This is a genomic window from Delftia sp. DS1230 (assembly GCF_040112715.1).
GTDB classification, from domain to species: Bacteria; Pseudomonadota; Gammaproteobacteria; order Burkholderiales; family Burkholderiaceae_C; genus Comamonas; species Comamonas tsuruhatensis.
Genome location: NZ_CP157763.1, coordinates 6,087,569 through 6,101,213 on the forward strand (window position 1 = coordinate 6,087,569; position 13,645 = coordinate 6,101,213).

The following is a 13,645-nucleotide window of genomic DNA, read 5'->3' on the forward strand; positions in this document are numbered from 1 at the left end:
GCAAGCAGGGGGCAGGACATGCCCGTTAAAGGAGTGGGCCAGATGAACGAGCACCTCGATAGCCACGGCACCGTGGACGTGGGGGCACTGTGGGGCGATCCGCTGAAGCTGCCCCAGGCAGCTGCACAGTACGCCACCGATGCCTGGCAGCGCACGCTGCTGTATGCCGACATCCGGCGCCAGCGCGGCAACCAGTACCGCGCCCACCTGGCCGAGGAAGTGCCCAATGTGCTGAGCTTCCAGGCCGAGATCGTGATGTCCGGCCTGGACCTGCCGCGCCCCGTCAACTACGGCCTGGCACGCATCGCGCCCATGGAGGGCACGGTCATCGACCCGGCCAAGCGCCCCTTCATCGTCGTCGATCCGCGCGCGGGCCACGGCCCCGGCATCGGCGGCTTCAAGCCCGACAGCGAGATCGGCGCCGCGCTCAAGGCAGGCCATCCCTGCTACTTCGTGGGCTTCCTGCCCGACCCCGTGCCCGGCCAGACCGTCGAGGACGTGATGCGCGCCGAGGCCCAATTCGTGCGCAAGGTCGCCGAGCTGCACCCCGAGAGCCGGGGCAAGCCCGCCGTCATCGGCAACTGCCAGGCCGGCTGGCAGATCCTCATGACGGCCGCCGTCTGGCCCGAGCTGTTCGGCCCCATCATCGTGGCCGGTGCGCCGCTGTCGTACTGGGCCGGCGACAACCCCATGCGCTACGGCGGCGGCCTCATGGGCGGCAGCTGGATGACGGCGCTGACCAGCGACCTGGGCGCGGGCCGCTTCGACGGCGCATGGCTGGTGCAGAACTTCGAGAACCTCAACCCGGCCAACACGCTGTGGGAAAAGCAGTACCAGGTCTATGCCGACGTGGACACCGAGGGGCCGCGCTACCTGGGCTTCGAGAAGTACTGGGGCGGCTATGTCTTCCTGGAAGGCCGCGAGATGCAGTACATCGTGGACAACCTGTTCATCGGCAACCGGCTGGCCACGGCCGAGCTGACGACCTCGGACGGCGTGCGCATCGACCTGCGCAACATCCGATCGCCCATCGTGGTGTTCTGCTCGCATGGCGACAACATCACGCCACCGGGCCAGGCCCTGGGCTGGATCACCGACCTGTACCGCGACGACGAGGACATCGCCGCCCACGACCAGACCATCGTCTTCGCCACGCATGACAGCATCGGCCATCTGGGCATCTTTGTCTCGGGCGCCGTGGGCCGCAAGGAGCACCGCGAGTTCGCGGCGCACATCGACATCATCGACCTGCTGCCCGCCGGCATCTACCGCGCCGAGATCGCCGACCGCCCGGCCGGTGTGCCGGCACAGGATCTGACCGACGACGCCTACCTGATGAAGATCCGCCGCAGCGACCTGGCCGAGGTGCGCTCCATCGTCCGGCCCGACCCCGAAAGCGAGCGCCATTTCGCCGCTGCCGCGCGCGTCTCCGAAATCAACCTGGCCCTGTACCGCAACACCGTGCAGCCCTGGGTGCAGGCACTGTCCACGCCGCTGTCTGCGCGCTGGCTGCAGGCCATGCACCCGCTGCGCGTGGGCTATGAATGCTGGTCGGACTCGCACCCGCTGGCACCCGTCGTGGCCCAGGCCGCCGAGCATGCGCGCGAGGACCGCCACCCCGTCGAGCCCGACAACCCCTTCCTGAAGGCGCAGCAGGCCATGTCGCAGGCCGTGGTGCATCTGCTCGACACCTACCGCGACCAGCGCGATGCCATGCAGGCGCGGCTGTTCCACGCCATCTATGGCTCGCCCCTGGTCCAGGCCCTGGCCGGCCAGAGCCGCCAGGACGACGGCCCGCCGCGCCCGCACCCCGGCGAATCGCCCGAGCACTGCCAGTACATGCGCCAGGAGCTGGCGCGGCTGCACGAAAGCGTGGCCCAGGGCGGGCTGTACGAGGCCGTCATCCGCGCCCTGTTCCACGTGCTGCGCGCACGCGGCGAGGCCGATGAGCGCCACTTCCGCCACGCCTGGCGGCTGCTGCAGGACCACCTGGGCGGCGTGCCGCCCGACATGGCGCAGTTCCGCCGCATCGTGCGCCGCCAGGCCCTGCTGATGCAGCGCGAGCCCGACGCCGCCATGGCCGCCATCCCCCGGTTGCTGGCTGCCTCGCCCGCCGCCGACATCCGCTGGGGCATGACCACGGTGGACGAGCTGGCCAACCAGGGCGGCAACCTCAGCGATGCCGAGCACCAGCGCCTGCTGCAGGCCATGGCGCATTTCGTGCAGGCGCTGGAGGTGGCGCAGGCCAGGGAGGCCCCCCAGGAAGCGGCCCCACCCGAAGCCCCGGCCGCCAGGCCCACCCCGCGCGCACCGGCCAGCCGCGCGCACACAGGTACCCGAAAGAAGCGATGAACCTCTCCCCTGCCTCCCATGCGGCCCTGCCGCCCGAAGACCTGGCACTGCTGCGCAACCACAGCTTCGACGAGCTGGACGTGGGCGACAGCGCCAGCCTGGAACGCACGCTGAGCACCCAGGACCTGCGCCTGTTCGCCGCCCTGTCGGGCGCGGCCGTGGCCGACGGCGCTGGTGCCGGTGCTGGCACGGTTGCCGGCGCCGACGATGACGACACGGCCCTGATCGCCCACGGCATGTGGGGCGGCATGCTGCTGGCCTCGGTGCTGGGCACGCGCCTGCCCGGCCCCGGCACCACCCTGGTCGGCCAGACGCTGCGCTTTCTGGCACCGCTTGCCGCAGGCGACCGGCTGACCGTGCGCGTGGAGGTGTTGGCCAAGCAGGCCGAGCAGCGCCAGGTCACGCTGGCCGTGGCCTGCACCAACCAGCATGGCGCCGCCGTGATCGAGGGCCAGGCCACCGTGCATGCGCCTGCGCGCCACATCGAGCGCCAGCGCACCAGCCTGCCCGAGATCCGCCTGGAAGCCGGTGGACGCGACGGCCTGCAGCGCCTGCTGGCCCATGTGGCCGGCCTGCCGCCCATCCGCGTGGCCGTGGTCCATCCCTGCGACGAGACCAGCCTCTCGGCCGCGCTGGACGCGCGCCGCGAAGGCCTGATCGACCCCGTGCTGGTGGCCCCGCGCGCGCGGCTGGAGGCCGTGGCGGCCGAGCACGGGCTGGACCTGGGCGGCCTGCGCATCGAGGACGTGCCGCACAGCCACGCCGCCGCCACGCGTGGCGCCGAGCTGGCCGCCTGCGGCGAGGTCGAGGCCATCATGAAAGGCAGCCTGCACACGGACGAACTCATGGCCGAGGTCGTGGCCGCCGCCGCCGGCCTGCGCACCAAGCGCCGCGTCAGCCACTGCTTCGTGCTGCAGACGCCGCACTACCCGCGCCCCTTCATCGTCACCGACGCGGCCATCAACCTCGCACCCGACCTGCAGCAAAAGGCCGACATCGTGCGCAACGCCATCGCCCTGGCCCATGCCATCGGCGTGCCCGAGCCCAAGGTCGCCATCCTGGCCGCCGTGGAGACCGTGAGCCCGCACATGCCGGCCACGCTGGACGCCGCCGCGCTGTGCAAGATGGCCGACCGGGGCCAGATCGCGGGCGGCGTGCTCGACGGGCCGCTGGCCTTCGACAACGCCGTGTCCATGGCCGCCGCGCGCACCAAGGGCATCGATTCGCCCGTGGCGGGCCAGGCCGACATCCTGGTCGTGCCCGACCTGGAAAGCGGCAACATGCTGGCCAAGCAGCTCATGTACATGGGCGAGGCGGCCAGCGCCGGCATCGTCATGGGCGCCAAGGTGCCCGTGATCCTGACCAGCCGCGCCGACAGCCGCGCCTCGCGCATCGCCTCCTGCGCCATCGCCCTGCTGCTGGCCCACCGCTACCGGAACTCGCCGCCATGATCCCTGCCCACACCGCATCCTCCCCCGCCCGCGAACTGGTCGTGGTGCTCAACTGCGGCTCGTCCAGCATCAAGTTCGCCGTCTTCGACGGTGCACAGCGCCCGCTGCCGCGCAAGCCGCTGTGGAACGGCAAGGTCCAGGGCATAGGCGGGCCCGCGCCCGACTTCGGCGAGAGCGGCGTGCCGCCCTTTGCCATCACCCTGGACACAGCCCACCCCTACCGCGCCGCGCTGCAGCTGATCCGCGAGCGCATCACCGCGCGCCTGGCGCAGCTGGACGGCGCCCGCGTGGCCGCCATCGCCCACCGCGTGGTGCACGGCGGCAGCCGCTACTTCGAGCCCGTGCGCGTCGATGCCGGCGTGCTGGCCGACCTCAAGGCCTTCATCCCGCTGGCGCCGCTGCACCAGCCCTTTGCACTGGAGGCCATGGACATCCTGCTGCGCGAGCGGCCCGAACTGGTGCAGGTGGCCTGCTTCGACACCGCCTTCCACCACACGCTGCCCAAGGTCGAGCAACTGCTGCCCCTGCCGCATGCGGCCTGGGAACGCGGGCTGCGCCGCTACGGCTTCCACGGCCTGTCCTACGAATACATGGCCACCGCCCTGCCCGAGCGCCATGGCGACCTGGCGCGCGGGCGCACCCTGGTGGCCCACCTGGGCAGCGGCGCCAGCCTGTGCGCCATGCAGGGCCTGCAAAGCGTGGCCACGACCATGGGCTTCTCTGCGCTGGACGGCCTGATGATGGGCACGCGCACCGGCGCGCTGGACCCCGGCGCCGTGATCTACCTGATGGAAATCGAAAAGCTCAGCCTGCAGGAAGTGGGCCGCATCCTGTACCACGAGTCCGGCCTGCTGGGCGTCTCGGGCACCTCGTCCGAGCCGCGCGTGCTGCTGCCGCTGGAGTCAGGCATCGATGCCCAGGCCGAGCGCGCCCGCGATGCGCTGGCCCTGTACGTGCGGCGCATCGTGCGCGAGATCGGCGCCCTGGTCGCCGTGCTGGGCGGCCTGGACCTGCTGGTGTTCACCGCAGGCGTGGGCGAGCACAGCGCCGAGATACGGCGGCGCGTGTGCGAGGGCCTGGGCTTTCTGGGCCTGCGGCTGGACGCCGAGGCCAATGCGCGCGATGCGGCCGTGATCTCGGCCACCGGCAGCGCCGTCACCGTGGGCGTGGAGCCCACCAACGAGGAATGGGTGGCGGCGCGCCATGCGCTGCGCTGGCTGCCGGGCAACGCGATCCCCGCATGAGTGTGAACAGGCCCTAGGAACGATCGTCCTGCGCACCGCCTTCGCGCAGCCGCGCGAACTCGCGGTGCTCGTAGGCAATGCATTCCTCCATGAGGTGGCGGTACACCGCCTCCATCATGTCGGGCTGGCCGCCCTCGGCGGCCGTGCGCTCGCGCACGCGGCGCACGATGGCCTCGATGCGGCCCTCGTCGCGCACCTGGGCCGCATCGGCCTTGATGCGCGCGGCCTGCTGCATGTAGCCCATGCGCGTGACCAGCAGCGGCACCAGCACATCGTCCAGCGCATCCACATTGCGGCGCACATCCAGCATGTCGGTGCAGTGCTGCACCAGGTCGATGGCCTGCTTGGCGCGGTCCGTGCTCATTCCAGTCCTTCCTCCACCAGCTCGGCCGCGCGCATCAGTGCGCGCGCCTTGTGCTCGGTCTCTTTCCATTCCATCTCGGGCACGGAATCGGCCACCACGCCGGCGGCGGCCTGCACGTAGAGCGTGCCGTCCTTGATCACGCCCGTGCGGATGGCAATGGCCAGGTCCATGTCGCCCGCAAAGCTCAGGTAGCCGCAGGCGCCGCCGTAGATGCCGCGCTTGGTCGGCTCCAGCTGGTCGATGATCTCCATGGCATGCACCTTGGGCGCGCCCGTCAGCGTGCCGGCCGGGAAGGTGGCCTTGAACACATCCATGTTGTCCATGCCGTCGCGCAGAATGCCCTCCACGTTGCTGACGATGTGCATCACGTGGCTGTAGCGCTCCACGGCAAAGGCCTCGGTCACCTTCACGCTGCCCGTCTTGGCGATGCGGCCGATGTCGTTGCGCGCCAGGTCGATCAGCATCACGTGCTCGGCGCGTTCCTTGGGGTCGGCCACCAGCTCCTTTTCGGTGGCCTTGTCGGCCTCGGGCGTGGCGCCGCGCGGGCGCGTGCCGGCCAGCGGGCGGATGGTGACCTTCTGGCCCTCGTCCGTGTTCTCCTGGCGCACCAGGATCTCGGGGCTGGCGCCCACCACATGGAAATCGCCCAGGTGGTAGTAGTACATGTAGGGGCTGGGATTGAGCGAACGCAGCGCGCGGTACAGGCTCAAGGGGCTGGCCGTGAAGCGCTTGTGGATGCGCTGGCCCACCTGCACCTGCATGAAGTCGCCCGCGGCGATCAGCTCCTTGGCCTTCTCCACGGCCGCCAGGTAGTCTTCCTTGGCAAAGCTGCGCTGGGCCGGGTGGCTCTCGCCGGCCTTGATCTGCGGCGCGCTGACCGAGTAGCGCAGCAAATCCTTCAACTGCCGCAGCCGCTTCTTGGCGCGCGTATAGGCCTCGCTCTCGCCGGGGTTGGCATAGACGATCAGGTACAGCTTGCCCGACAGGTTGTCGATCACCGCCACCTCCTCGCACTGCAGCAGCAGGATGTCGGGGCAGTTGAGCGTATCGGGCGGGCAGGAATCTTCCAGCTTCTTCTCGATATAGCGCACGGCGTCGTAGCCGAAGTAGCCGGCCAGCCCGCCGCAAAAACGCGGCAGCCCCGGGCGCAGCGCCACCTTGAAGCGCTTTTGGTAGGCAGCGATGAAATCCAGCGGATTGCCCTTGGCCGTCTCCACCACCTGGCCATCGGTCACCACCTCGGTGCATGCCGCATCGCCGAAGCCGCTGGCGCGCAGCAGCGTGCGTGCAGGCAGGCCGATGAAGCTGTAGCGCCCGAAGCGCTCGCCGCCCACCACGGACTCCAGCAAAAAGCTGTGCTTGCCGTCACCGCCCGCATGGGCCAGCTTGAGGTAGAGGGACAGGGGGGTTTCGAGGTCCGCAAACGCCTCGACCATCAGAGGGATGCGGTTGTAGCCCTGCGCAGCAAGGCTCTTGAATTCGAGTTCGGTGATCACGGGGGAAGGCTCCGGATTGCGTGGCGCTGGCAGACCTGGTGTGGGTGCGGGCTGCGTATGGATTGCGCCGATTCATTCGATTGGCCCGTAGGGCCTCGGGTGCACGCCGGGTCGCGCCCCGGGTGCTTCAGCTGTTCAGTTGGACAGGCTTGCGCCAGGGCCAGGCTCCCCGGTCTCCACAACCTGCAATGAACATGCGATGAATGAACATAGCGGGCAAGTGTAGCGCAGACGCGGCGGGGTACAAGTGCGGGCCGGCGCCTTGCGGGGGCGCCGCAGGGGCCTGCCATGGCCACAATTGACACCCTGGTCAGCCTGACCAACAATGGCAGCACAACCTGACCAGAAAGGTCGACCATGCCGTCCCATTTCTCCGCCCGCACCGACGCTGCCTTGCCCGAGGGCGAACGCGACCCGCTGAACCGCGCCCTGCGGGACCTGAGCCACCAGGTCGGCTCGGCCATGCCGCGCAACACCACGCCCATGCCGATCTCGGTCTTCAAGGCGCAGTACGGCGCGGTGCTCAAACAGGCCGATCACGACGGGGTGGCCCTCATCTCCCAGGGCCGCAAGCGCTACGTGATCGTCAGCGAGGAGCACATGGTGGCCCTGTCCGCCAACGAACGCGCCCCCCGCACGGTGGCCGACATCTGCCGGTCCCTGCCGCTGCCGCGCCAGGCCGTGGATCTGTCCGCTGCGCAGATGTCCGGGGCGCGCGGCGATATCGACGTACCCGCCCGGCGCACGCCATGAGCCGCTACCTGCTGGGCCCCCGCTGCCTGCTGTGGATGGCGAACCAGGAGCCCGCGACCCTGCAGTGGTTCTCCACCATCCGGCCGCTGGACTGCATCGTCAGCGACCTGTCCATGGCCATCGCCAAGGCGGCCGTGGCCGAGGCATTCCACGACCTGCGTGACCGCAACGAATGGTTCTCCCTGCTCGACGCGCTGTATGCCAACCTGCGGGCCGAAGGCGCCTCCATGCTGACCAGCGTGGACAACAAGGTGCTGGAGCGCTTCATCGAATGGCGCAACTTCGCGCCGCTGGACAGCCAGGGCCCGCAGGGCACGGCGCCCCTGGCGCAGGACCTGCGGCTGCTCATCGCCACGGCCGACCTGCTCAAGGTCTGCTACACCGAACCCGCCAACCTCTACCTGACGCAGGCCGCCGCCCGGGGCGTTGCCGTGCACGCGCTGTGATGGACTTCGACGTACCGCCCCTGTCCAGCGCGGTGCGCCAGGGCCTGCGCCGGCGCCGGGTCGTCCTGAGCCTGTCGGGCGGCGGCTATCGCGGCCTCTTCAGCGCCCATGTGCTGGAGCGCATCCACCGCGAATTCGGCAACGGCGACCTGCTGGAGAAAGTGGACCTGTTCGCCGGCACCTCCATCGGCGCCATCATCGCCACCGCCCTGGCCAGCGGCTGCCAGCCCGCGCGCATCAAGCAACTGCTGCTGGACCACGGCCCCGCCATCTTTCCCTCCAAATGGCTGCCCGGCCTGCGCCAGGCCATGGGCAAGGCGCTCTATGACAGCGCCCCGCTGCGCGCAGCGATCAAGGAGGCCATGCCGCAAGCGGAGCAGTCCGCCCTGGGGCAACTGCAGGTGCCGCTACTGCTGCCCGCCGTGAACTGGAATTCATCGCAGCTGCACCTGCTGGCCAGCGGCGCCCTGCCCGACAGGGACCGGCTGGGCCTGACGCTGATGGACGCCATGCTGGCCTCATCGGCCGCCCCCACCTACTTTCCCGCGCACGCCGCAGCAGGCCATATCTTCGTGGACGGCGGACTCGCCGCCAACGCGCCCGACCTGCTGGCCCTGCAGGCCGCCCGCCAGCTGTGGGGGCCGGCCGCCGACATCGTGATGATCAGCATAGGCACCGCCAACCCCCAGCAGGGCCAGGACCCCGTGGCCATGCCCCGGCGCGGGCTGACCCTGGTCAAGCCCCTGCTGGACCTGGTCATGGCCGCCCAGGAGGTCCAGGCCGTCAAGGCGGCCCGCCAGGAACTGGGCACCAGCAGCTACCTGCGCCTGAACTTCACGCAGCCCGCAGCCCAGCAAAAACGCCTGGGCCTGGACATCGCCAATGCCGACAGCACCCGGCTGCTGCAGGCCCTGGGCGACGAATGCATCGCCGCCCTCACGGAGCAGGAAAAGACGCTGCTGAAGAACGTCCTGAGCTGAAGCCCCAGGCCAAGCGAAGCGAAGGCCCGACAGGGCTTGCAAAGAGAATCAGCGCTCAAACGCCGCCGAAGCCGCAGCCATCCGCCGCAGATACGCCGGATCCTCCTGCAGGCAATGCACGTAGCTCACCTCGTCCTCCACCAGCTCCTCCATCCGCTGCGCAGACCCGCAAATGGCCTGCAGCGCATTGGCCACCACCTCCAGATTGCGATGGCCCTCGGGCCGCTCCAGCCAGGCCAGCGCCAGCTGGCCCAGCGAGTACACCTCGCTGCTGCCTTGCAGCGTCAGCCGGCCGATCTCGGTCACGGCATGGCTCAACTGCTGCGGCGTGGGCTGGGTCAGGGTTGGGGAAGCGGTACTCATGGCGCAACCCTTCCCACGGCAGACGCGCCAGCGTGGGGCGCTTGATGGGTGGAGGGGAAGGCAGAAAAAGAAGTGCCGTACATGACGTACATGATTTACTCCTCAGCGAGACGGGAACCACCCGTCTGTGTTCTTACGCACAAACAGGTGGACGGGATGTTAAGAACACGTGCTGAGCCGTGCGGACGCCCTTGCGGGTAGCCCCATCCCGCCCGTAACCGCAGGGACGTGGGCATGCACCCACGATCCGACAATTCAGACGTGACAAGGCCTCCTTAACGGCGAGGCCGCACCGCTCAACAGTCAAGTGTTCTTACGCACCAGCCCCTGAACAGGGGGCCGCCGCAATGATAGAGGCTTTCAAGACGGCAAGCGCCCCGAAGCCCCAGGCCGAGCGCAGCGAAGGCCCGGGCAAACTCCCCGTATGTCAGCGCCTGCGCCGTGGTGGTTGCGGGGTTGCAGTCCTGCCGAAGGACAGGACTGCTTCGTCATCTGACTCGCCGTGATTGTTTGAACGTAGCGCGCAGCGCGAAGTGAGTTTCACGGCGAACCCCGCAACCGCCACGGCGCAGGTTGCCCCGCAGCGAAGCGAAGGGGTCGCGGACATCCGGGCGCTTTTCTTTGCTCACTTTCTTGTAGCGAGACAAGAAAGTGAGTCGGCCGCCGGGCCGAAACCCGGCCTCGAAAAGAAACGCCCCGACAGGGGCTTGCAAAGAGAGCCAGCGGTGCAACGCACAGACAAGGTGGACGGGATGTTAAGAACACGTGCAAAGCCGTGCGGACGCCCTCGCGGGTAGCCCCATCCCGTCCATAACCGCAGGAACGTGGGCATACACCCACGACAAGAAAGCGGACCGAGCAGGATGATAGCCACCCTCCATCGGCCCGCGAAAACCCTGTTGCCACCCCCACCCGATCCCCACAACATGTCGCCCGGACGTAACAAACCGCAACCGGGCCACAGCCCCCGCGCAGGAGACACCATGACCGCCTTGCCCCGCTGGATGAAGACAGCCGCCCTGGCCATGGCGCTGGCGATGCCGCTGGCCGCCACTGCCCAGGAGCCTGCACGCACCGTCGCGGGCGTGGCCTATCCCGCCCAGGCGGGGGTGGGCGGCCAGACGCTGCAGCTCAATGGCGCGGGCATTCGCTACAAGGCCATCTTCAAGGTCTACACGGCGGGCCTGTACCTGGAAAAGCCGGCCGCCAGCCTGCAGGAGATCGCGGCCCTGCCCGGCCCCAAGCGCGTGAGCGTGACCATGCTGCGCGAGATCGATTCGGCCGAGCTGGGCAAGCTGTTCGCGCGCGGCATCGAGGACAACATGGAGCGCGCCCGCTTCTCGCGCCTGGTGCCTGGCGTGCTGCGCATGAGCGACATCTTCACGCAGCACAAGAAGCTGCTGCCGGGCGAGAACTTCTCGGTGGACTGGGTGCCGGGCCAGGGTGCCCAGGTCTTCGTCAAGGGCCAGGCCCAGGGCGCGCCCTTCCAGGAGCCCGAGTTCTTCCAGGCGCTGCTGGGCATCTGGCTGGGCCCGCACCCGGCCGACGATCAGCTCAAGAAGGCATTGCTGGGCGGTTGAACGGCTGCGCGGGCTCCTGAACCGGCCCGGCAAAGCGCGCCTGGATCTCCAGCCCCGTGGCACCGGGCAGGGCCGTGAGCGTCCAGCCGTGGGCGCGCGCAATCTCCAGGCAGATGGGCAGGCCCAGGCCCGCACCCAGGTCGCGCCGCTCGCTGCTGCGCCAAAAGCGCTCGAAGATGCGCGGCAGGTCCTCGGGCGGCACGCCACGGCCCTGGTCCAGCACCGAAAAGCCCAGGCCGCAGGCCTTCACGGTGACGGTGGCGCCCTGCGGGCTGTGCTGCACGGCGTTCTCGATCAGGTTCTTGAGCAGCACGAAGAGCGCGCCCCGGTCGGCACGCCAGGCAGGCGAGCCGTCCTTGACTTCGCAGTGGATGTGCACGCCGCATTTTTCGGAGGCGCGGGCCATGAAGTCGCAGACCTCGCCAATGATGTCGGCCGGCGCAATGTCTTCCATGCGGTAGCGCTGGTGCTCGCAGACCTCGGCCAGGTGCAGCAGCTGCTGGACCTGGCGCGCCATGTGGTCCACGTCCTTGAGCAGCTCGGGGCTGCGCCGGTCCTCGGGCTCCAGCTCGATCTGCACGCGCATCAGGGCCAGCGGCGTCTTGAGCTCATGCGCGGCCATGGACAGGAATTCCTGCTGGTTCCTGAAGCCGGCCTGCAGCCGGTCCAGCACGTGGTTGAAGGCCTCGACCAGGGGCGCGAACTCGCGCGGCAGGTCCTTGGGCTGCAGGCGCGTGCCCAGCGTCTGCGGGGTGATGCGCTGGGCATCCTGCGCGGCCACGCCCAGCGGCCTGAGCATGCGCTGCAGCGTGCGGTGCGTGGAGAACAGGAACACGACCAGGAAGACCACGCCGATGGCCACCATGCCGCGCCACAGCGCGGGCAGGCCCACCGATTCGCGCAGCCAGTCCACCATGCGGTCGCTGACGGCTATCTGCACGTGCCACGTCGTGCCGTCGTGGACCAGCGTGGCCGTGCCCGCGCGCATGACCACGCCGCCGCGCTCGTAGGCAAAGGCCTTGAGCTCGGGGTCGAAGCCCCGGCCGGTCTGCGTCAGCGGCTGCATTTCGCCGTTGGGGGCGAAGACCACGCGGCCGCGGGCGTCGGTGATGCGCAGCTGCATTTCCTCGCCCAGGCTGGTCAGCATCCAGGCCTTGAGTTCACGCTCGCTGAACCCCTGGGGCACGCCCTTGGCGTCGAAGCTCACCCACTCGGCCAGCTTTTCGGCCGCATGCCCCATGCCGCGCTGCAGCGCATAGCTGTCGAAGGGCTTGGCGACGAGGATCACCAGCGCGCCGACCAGCAGCGCGCTGAACACCATGCTCAACCCATAGACGGCCAGCAGCCGCGAGCGCAGGCTACCGGGCCAGCAAAGGTTCGCGAAGCGCATAGCCCTGACCCCGGATGTTGATGATTTCCATGCACGAGCCGGCCGCGGCCAGCTTGCGGCGCAGCCGGTGCAGGGCCACATCGAGGGCGTTGGGCGTGACCACGCTGCTCATGCCCCAGGCCGCCGCCTCCAGCGTGGAGCGGCGCACCGTGGCGCCGGCCTTGCGCACCAGGCTGAGCATGATCTGCAGCTCCGCCGGCGGCAGCGCGATGGCCGAGCCCGCGCAGTGCATGCAGGCCTGCTGCGGGCTGATGCTGATGTCGCCCAGCTGCGGCGCCAGCTCCTGCACCAGGGCCGGGCGGCGCAGCAGGGCGCGCACGCGGGCAATCAGCTCTTCCATGGGAAAGGGCTTGGTCAGGTAGTCGTCGGCACCGGCTTCCAGGCCGCCCACGCGGTCGCTGAGCGCGTCGCGGGCCGTGAGCATCAGGCAGGGCGTGGAGCGGCCTGCGGCGCGCAGGCGCTGCACCAGTTGCAGGCCGTCGCCATCGGGCAGGCCGCGGTCGATGACGATGACGCCGTAGTCGATGTCCTGCAGGGCCAGCCAGGCCGTGGAGATCTGGTGGAAGACGTCGGTCTCTATGCCGGAGTTGGCCAGCGAGCGGCTGACCAGCGTGGCCAGCCTGGCATGGTCCTCAATTAATGCGATGCGATTCATGGTTTCCGTCGTTGCCGCACAGGGACAGCAAATGCTCCCTGATCCCGGTGATGCGCTGCGGCGCCATGGGCTCGACCAGCACATGGATGACCCACAGGTCCTCGACCATGGCGCGGCATTGCAGGGCAATGTCCTCGGACACCAGATCGTCGGCGCAGGCCGCGTCCACGAAATCAAACCATATGTTCTGGAATCTTGCGCGGGTCAGCAACTGTGCGGCCGTCTTCTGGCCGCGCTGGCGGGACAGGGCATGCTCGCAGACGCAGCGCACGTAGGCGCGCAGGTGGCGTGCGGGGCCTGGCGGCTCCTCGGCCAGCGCCTGCAGCAGGTCCTCACGGAACTTGAGGATGAGCAGCTCGAAGATCGTCTCCAGCCGCACGGCACGGTGCTGGCTGCATTCTTGGAAGCGCGAACCCAGGGAATACGCCTGGCCCGCCGCCTGGATACCTATCACGTCCTGGTAGATGGAGGCTTGCATTGCGATGGCACGTTCTGTCGTTTCAGGCTCCGTCGGTCCGCCGCGAGAGCGGCAAACCTGCGGGGAAAACGGCCATGCTCCCCGATTGCGTCT

At 69.2% G+C, this 13,645-nt stretch carries 13 protein-coding genes; 7 read left to right on the plus strand and 6 right to left on the minus strand.

The features are described 5' to 3' along the window. The first annotated feature begins 42 nt into the window (after nt 1-42). Genes AAN986_RS27435 through AAN986_RS27445 form a run of 3 tightly spaced genes read left to right on the plus strand, consistent with a single transcriptional unit; the run spans nt 43 to nt 5,047 of the window. Nucleotides 43-2,352 (plus strand): DUF3141 domain-containing protein, encoded by a 2,310-nt coding sequence (locus AAN986_RS27435; protein WP_047219037.1) that lies wholly within the window; start codon nt 43-45, stop codon nt 2,350-2,352. After that, nucleotides 2,349-3,803 carry a bifunctional enoyl-CoA hydratase/phosphate acetyltransferase gene (locus tag AAN986_RS27440; protein WP_047219036.1) on the plus strand — a complete coding sequence of 485 codons (1,455 nt, stop codon included), beginning with the start codon at nt 2,349-2,351 and terminating at the stop codon, nt 3,801-3,803. The genes AAN986_RS27435 and AAN986_RS27440 overlap by 4 nt, the downstream gene beginning before the upstream one ends. Beyond that, nucleotides 3,800-5,047: an acetate/propionate family kinase gene (locus AAN986_RS27445; protein ID WP_047219035.1), complete on the plus strand. Its 1,248-nt coding sequence runs from the start codon at nt 3,800-3,802 to the stop codon at nt 5,045-5,047. The genes AAN986_RS27440 and AAN986_RS27445 overlap by 4 nt, the downstream gene beginning before the upstream one ends. A 13-nt stretch (nt 5,048-5,060) precedes the next feature. Here AAN986_RS27445 and AAN986_RS27450 read toward each other — a convergent pair whose 3' ends face one another. Beyond that, on the minus strand, nt 5,061-5,411 hold the full coding sequence (locus tag AAN986_RS27450; RefSeq protein ID WP_016449526.1) for a chorismate mutase: 351 nt from the start codon (nt 5,409-5,411) through the stop codon (nt 5,061-5,063). After that, nucleotides 5,408-6,907, minus strand: a complete 1,500-nt coding sequence (gene trpE / locus AAN986_RS27455; RefSeq protein WP_016449525.1) for an anthranilate synthase component I — start codon at nt 6,905-6,907, stop codon at nt 5,408-5,410. The genes AAN986_RS27450 and trpE overlap by 4 nt, the downstream gene beginning before the upstream one ends. A 357-nt stretch (nt 6,908-7,264) precedes the next feature. On the opposite strand from trpE, the gene AAN986_RS27460 reads away from it, so the two are divergent. Genes AAN986_RS27460 through AAN986_RS27470 form a run of 3 tightly spaced genes read left to right on the plus strand, consistent with a single transcriptional unit; the run spans nt 7,265 to nt 9,086 of the window. Continuing rightward, complete coding sequence (locus tag AAN986_RS27460; protein ID WP_047219034.1) at nt 7,265-7,660, plus strand: hypothetical protein; 396 nt, start codon at nt 7,265-7,267, stop codon at nt 7,658-7,660. Next, a complete protein-coding gene (locus tag AAN986_RS27465; protein WP_016449524.1) occupies nt 7,657-8,106 on the plus strand; it encodes a hypothetical protein in 450 nt (149 codons plus the stop codon). The genes AAN986_RS27460 and AAN986_RS27465 overlap by 4 nt, the downstream gene beginning before the upstream one ends. Continuing rightward, on the plus strand, nt 8,106-9,086 hold the full coding sequence (locus AAN986_RS27470; RefSeq protein ID WP_047219033.1) for a CBASS cGAMP-activated phospholipase: 981 nt from the start codon (nt 8,106-8,108) through the stop codon (nt 9,084-9,086). Before AAN986_RS27465 ends, AAN986_RS27470 begins: the two co-directional genes overlap by 1 nt. 48 nt (nt 9,087-9,134) lie before the next feature. Here AAN986_RS27470 and AAN986_RS27475 read toward each other — a convergent pair whose 3' ends face one another. Then, complete coding sequence (locus AAN986_RS27475) at nt 9,135-9,449, minus strand: hypothetical protein (RefSeq protein WP_047219032.1); 315 nt, start codon at nt 9,447-9,449, stop codon at nt 9,135-9,137. A 983-nt stretch (nt 9,450-10,432) separates the two neighbouring features. Between AAN986_RS27475 and AAN986_RS27480 the strand changes: the two genes are divergently transcribed. Next, entirely contained in the window at nt 10,433-11,029 is a 597-nt protein-coding gene (locus tag AAN986_RS27480) for a chalcone isomerase family protein (protein ID WP_047219814.1), read from the plus strand. On the opposite strand, the gene AAN986_RS27485 is transcribed toward AAN986_RS27480, so the two are convergent. The 3 genes from AAN986_RS27485 to AAN986_RS27495 are packed head-to-tail and all read right to left on the minus strand — an operon-like array spanning nt 11,004 to nt 13,552. Continuing rightward, nucleotides 11,004-12,419 carry an ATP-binding protein gene (locus AAN986_RS27485; protein ID WP_016450792.1) on the minus strand — a complete coding sequence of 472 codons (1,416 nt, stop codon included), beginning with the start codon at nt 12,417-12,419 and terminating at the stop codon, nt 11,004-11,006. The genes AAN986_RS27480 and AAN986_RS27485 overlap by 26 nt on opposite strands. Beyond that, complete coding sequence (locus AAN986_RS27490; RefSeq protein WP_047219815.1) at nt 12,388-13,074, minus strand: response regulator transcription factor; 687 nt, start codon at nt 13,072-13,074, stop codon at nt 12,388-12,390. The genes AAN986_RS27485 and AAN986_RS27490 overlap by 32 nt, the downstream gene beginning before the upstream one ends. Beyond that, nucleotides 13,052-13,552: a hypothetical protein gene (locus AAN986_RS27495; RefSeq protein ID WP_034389620.1), complete on the minus strand. Its 501-nt coding sequence runs from the start codon at nt 13,550-13,552 to the stop codon at nt 13,052-13,054. The genes AAN986_RS27490 and AAN986_RS27495 overlap by 23 nt, the downstream gene beginning before the upstream one ends. Between the last annotated feature and the right edge of the window lie 93 nt (nt 13,553-13,645).